The sequence below is a fragment of the Chrysiogenia bacterium genome (genome assembly GCA_020434085.1).
Lineage (GTDB): Bacteria > JAGRBM01 > JAGRBM01 > JAGRBM01 > JAGRBM01 > JAGRBM01.
The window spans coordinates 1-2,379 of record JAGRBM010000110.1 but is presented as its reverse complement, the minus strand read 5'-3'; the positions used below and the strand labels follow the sequence as shown (position 1 = coordinate 2,379).

At 60.7% G+C, this 2,379-nt stretch carries 2 protein-coding genes and 1 riboswitch; both genes read right to left on the bottom strand.

The genetic code is table 11. From position 1 onward, the window contains the following. Nucleotides 1-1,199 (bottom strand): phosphomethylpyrimidine synthase ThiC (gene thiC, locus KDH09_03735; protein ID MCB0218782.1); only part of this gene is annotated, 1,199 nt, incomplete at its 3' end. A 16-nt stretch (nt 1,200-1,215) separates the two neighbouring features. Further along, nucleotides 1,216-1,845: a hypothetical protein gene (locus KDH09_03730; protein MCB0218781.1), complete on the bottom strand. Its 630-nt coding sequence runs from the start codon at nt 1,843-1,845 to the stop codon at nt 1,216-1,218. Between the two features lie 96 nt (nt 1,846-1,941). Beyond that, a riboswitch (TPP riboswitch) is annotated at nt 1,942-2,043 on the bottom strand. Nucleotides 2,044-2,379: the final 336 nt, after the last annotated feature.

Below are 2,379 nucleotides of genomic sequence, written 5' to 3'. Positions count from 1 at the left end.
TAGCAGAGCATCGCCGCGCCATGATAGGCGGCGTTGGTCGCGCCGATGGCGCTGGTGATGTGGTCGTAGCCCGGGAAGATGTCGGTGACCAGCGGCCCCAGCACGTAGAAGGGCGCGCCGTGACAGAGGGTGCGCTGGAGCTTCATGTTGTACTCGATCTGATCGAGGGGCACGTGGCCGGGGCCCTCCACCATGACCTGCACGCCCAGGCGCCAGGCGCGCTCGGTCAGCTTGCCGAGCTCGGCGAGCTCTCCGAGCTGCGCGGCGTCGGTGGCATCGGCCAGGCCGCCCGGGCGCAGCCCGTCGCCGATGGAGAAGGTCACGTCGTGCTCGCGCATTACCGCGCAGATGTCTTCCCAGATCGTGTTGAGCAGGTTCTCTTTTCCGTGGTGGAGCATCCACTTGGCCATCAAAGAGCCGCCGCGCGAGACGATGCCGATGAGGCGGTCTTTGACGTCGGCAATGTGCTCTCTCAAAAGCCCGGCGTGGATGGTGAAGTAGTCGACGCCCTGGCGCGCCTGGTGTTCGAGCGTTTCGAGGACCATCTCGCGGGTGAGTTCTTCGATCTTGCGGCCGATGATCATGGAGTAAATGGGAACGGTGCCGATGGGCGTCGTGGAGTTCTGGATGATCGCCTCGCGCGTGGCGTCCAGGTCGCCGCCGGTGGAGAGGTCCATCACCGTGTCGGCGCCCCACTTCTCGGCCCAGCGCAGTTTCTCGACCTCTTCATCGGTGGAGCTGGAGACCGGCGAGGCGCCCATGTTGGCGTTGACCTTGGTCCTGCTCGCCCGGCCGATGGCCATGGGGTCGAGCTTGTACTTCAAATGGTTGCGGTTGGCCGGAATGACCATGCGCCCGGCGGCCACTTCATCGCGCACCTGCTCGGGTGTGAGGTGCGGCTCGCGCGCGGCGACGCGCTCCATCTGCGGCGTGATGATGCCAAGGCGCGCGTGTTCGAGCTGCGTCACGGGCGTGAAACCCGCGGGCGCACTCCACTTGCCGTTCTTGAGTTTCCAGTCGGCGGGCATGAAGTCCCAGGCTGTTTTATCCGAGGGCGCGGGCATCCCCGGCGTGTCGGGGGAGCTGAACGAAAGCGCGCCGCCCACCTGCGGGGCGCGCGCGAAACTGCCGGGCGTGGTGCCCAGCTTGCCGGTGGAGGGATTGTTGCCGAGCTGCGGCAGGGTGTAGGACTTGCTCATGATCGCCTTCCTTCGTTCACTTCTTCTCAAGATTCTTATTTACCGCTTCTAAAATCGAGTATTCAGCTACATGGGTCGGCCTGCACGAGCGCGCTGACAAACTCCCCCGCGTATCTGTCACCAACTTGGTATCAGATTGTCCCGTATCAAAAGCGAAACTTGGCCGTTGCCCGGTTGCGGCAGACAAGAAATCTTCACGTTGCATCGGACCGAAAATATATCTTGCAATAACTCGAATTCCGGTTTTGTCATCAGAAATTCGGTTCACATTGATATTGAGCCTTCCACTTAGCCGAGCCCCCATGAACTGCGTCGCGTAGTCAGCATAAGCACCTGAATAATCAGATGGGTTAAATGGGAGCCTAGCTGCCGAGTAATTGCCACAATCAACATAAACAGATGGTTTATCTGCGGCGAATGACAACACTATTAGCCCTGAGTCCTTTTCAAAGTGCTCGATCGAGAAAAATGTTTCCGAAACATGACGAATCAATGCGGTCCAAGCCGTGTCGTAGTCTGCGTGGACAACTATTTCCGTGGGCAGCCGACTGAACTCAGATGGGGGCGTGTATCGAGCACTTGGACCGCAAGCGGAAACAGTGATCGTGACGCTGAGCCAAAGAACCAATGATCTTACAGATTTCATCCCAAACAAACGCCTCAGAACGAGTCCATACTCAATAACTGATCGGGCAGTGCGTGGAAGGGATCGGGAGGAGGGACGCGCTCGAAACAAGCAGCGCCCACGGCGCCCGCGTTTCCCTTCGCCGGCATGACCCGGAGCAGGTTCGTGGGGTGTGCTCTCAGTCCCTGGTGCCTTTGCGGGACACCCCCAACGCGGCCAGACAGAGCGGGATTGTAGGGGAGTCGCGGCGCAAGTCCAAACAGCCGTGGGGGCACCGCCGCAGGCGGGGTTTTCCCCGGAATCAGGCAATCTTGATCCGCCCCCCTCAATCAAACAGTCGTGGACGTGCTCGTGCTCGTGCACGACTCAGACTGCGCAGCGAGCACGAGCACGGCTACGGATACGCTCACGACTGCGCAGGCGGAACGGGGCTGCAATGGATTGCTGGGCGCTGGCGGGAGGCCGGCGCAAAGTGAGTCATTGCTGAGCCGGCGTTCCTTGCGATATGACAAGCAAATGGAACTGCCAAGTCAGGAGGAGCTCGAAGCCGCAACG

Excerpts from the sequence above, each read along its gene's own strand:
- KDH09_03730 (MCB0218781.1), bottom strand. The coding sequence starts at position 1,845 with ATGAAATCTGTAAGATCATTGGTTCTTTGGCTCAGCGTCACGATCACT.